The sequence below is a fragment of the Microbacterium sp. Bi128 genome (assembly GCF_918698205.1).
On sequence record NZ_CAKKMM010001084.1, the window covers coordinates 1 to 1,755 of the forward strand.

At 69.6% G+C, this 1,755-nt stretch carries 2 protein-coding genes; one reads left to right on the top strand and one right to left on the bottom strand.

Features of this window, described 5'->3' with window-relative positions; translation table 11 throughout:
- Window positions 1-822: MFS transporter (locus tag LQV45_RS29975; protein ID WP_230010818.1), on the bottom strand; the 822-nt coding region annotated here is incomplete at its 3' end.
- A 520-nt stretch (window positions 823-1,342) separates the two neighbouring features.
- Between LQV45_RS29975 and LQV45_RS29980 the strand changes: the two genes are divergently transcribed.
- Window positions 1,343-1,755: cellulase family glycosylhydrolase (locus LQV45_RS29980; RefSeq protein ID WP_230010821.1), on the top strand; the 413-nt coding region annotated here is incomplete at its 3' end.

Sequence of the window (1,755 nt, forward strand, 5' to 3'; positions counted from 1 at the left end):
TGCCAGGAGCACGGCCGCCCCGGCGCGGTCGTAAAGGACGCCACTGGCGAGGGCCCCGACGGCGCCGGCCCCCATGGCGCCGGCGTACAGCAGCGGAACCACCGAAACGGGGACAGCCACGTCGGCCGTCAGGTGATAGGAGATGACGCCGAAGGCGACCAGTCCGGCGCTCCAGAAGAACCCGGCCAACGCGAACAAGATGAAGACGCTGGAGAGCGCCGACGGCGGCCGCCCGGCGGGTTTCCCGCGGGGCGGCTCCGGCAGTACGGAGGGGTCGGCCGCAGGCCTGTCCGCGCCGGGATCCCGGACGCGGCGGCGCAGCCAAACGAGAATCGCCAGCGCCGCCGCCGCCGGAATGATGAGCACCGCAAAGGCTGCCGGCAGTGAGCCGGTGGTAACCAGCACCGCCGAGACGAGCAGCGGGCCCAAGAGCGCCCCGGCCAGATCGAGGGACTTGTGGACGGCGAAGCCGCGGCCCCGGCCAACCGGCCCGGCGACGGTGGCGAGCAGCACGGTTTTCGCCGGGCTTCGGACGGCTTTGCCGACCCTGTCCCCGATGATGAGCACGGCCGCCAGGGCCATCCCGGCGGTCCCGGCGAGCGGCGTCAATGCCAGCAGCGGGACGCACACCGCCGTCAGCACATAGCCGGCCATCGTGAAAGTCCAGTACTTCCCGGTGCGGTCCGCCCAGGGGCCGAACACCAGCCGGAGTCCCTGGGACGCGGCTTCGGCGGCGCCGGTCACGAGGCCGACGAACAGCGCGGACGCACCGAGCTGGGCCAGCAGGGGACCGCCGAGCGGGCGGGCGCCGTCGGACACCATGTCCGCGGCGAGGCTGACCAGGCCGAAGCCGACAACCGGGCCCCACAGCCGGTGCCGCCAATTCCCGGTTTGGCCGGACCGCGACGGCGGGTATTGCTGGCCGGCTGGCATCCTGCGCCGGGGCCGTTCCATTTCCTAAGGCTGACGGACGGCCCGGAAAAAGACAATACGCAGGTCAGGGGCCTGTCGCGGGGTCGAGGCGCAGAAGGAAATATTGGCCAAAGAGGTTCTTTCTGGGCGGCAGCTTGGTACTTTTTGAGAGCCGATCCGTATTGTGCGGGCCGGGGGGACCCACAATGACGGACTGAAAGGCAACACACCCATGAGCTCGGACGGCACCCACCGGCACCCGCCGGAAGGGGCCCTCATCCTCGGTGCCGCCCCGCGCGCCAAGAGCCGCACCAACCAGGCCGCACCTGCACGCCATTCTCACGGAGGAACTGTGAAACCGTTTTCGAATCCCCCACTCCACGCCGGGGGAAGGCGCCCGAGCCTGACTGCCACCCTTCTGGGCATCGCTGTGGCTGCCGGACTGGCCCTCACCGGCGTCGCCGCGGCCTCGCTTCCCCTGGCCTCTGCCGCCACAACGCCGCAGCCCACCGGCTGGCTGCACACCTCTGGCGCGAGGATCCTGGACTCGAACAACGCCCCGTATACGATCAAGGCCGCGTCCTGGTTCGGCATGGAAACCACCGACTGCATGCCGCACGGGCTCTGGGGAACCCTGACCATCGACGAGGCCCTGGCCAACATCAAATCGATGGGATTCAACACCGTCCGCCTGCCGTTCTCCAACGAGTGCCTGGCAGCGGCATCCATCAAGGGCAACCTGAACTACTGGGCCAACCGCGCCTACGCGCTGGAGGGCAAGACGCCCCTGGTCCTGATGGACACCGTGATCGCCCGCGCGAAGGCCAACGGCCTGCAGATTAT